The 261-nt window shown below is 68.6% G+C and carries 1 protein-coding gene; it reads right to left on the reverse strand.

All coding sequences use genetic code 11. The features are described from left to right. Positions 1 to 261: hypothetical protein (locus GTP55_RS29395; protein ID WP_161048273.1), on the reverse strand; the 261-nt coding region annotated here is incomplete at both ends.

Consider the following 261-nt stretch of genomic DNA (forward strand, 5'->3'; position numbering starts at 1 on the left):
TGGTCAGCGCGCGTACCTGGGCGCTGCTCAGCGAGTTGGCCTGGGCGGTGGTCAGGGCCACCACTTGCGCGCTGGTCAGGGCGCCGATCTGGGTGCTGTTCAGGCCGGCAATGGTCGCGGTTTTCAGCGCAGCGAAGTCTTCGGTTTCCAGCGCGGTGATGGCAGCAGCGGTCAGTGCGTTCACCTGGGCGCTGCTCAGGGCGGCAGCCTGGCTGGTGGTCAGCGCCACGACCTGGTCGGTGGTCAGGGCTTTGACGGCGG

The organism is Duganella margarita (genome assembly GCF_009857535.1).
GTDB lineage: Bacteria > Pseudomonadota > Gammaproteobacteria > Burkholderiales > Burkholderiaceae_D > Rugamonas > Rugamonas margarita.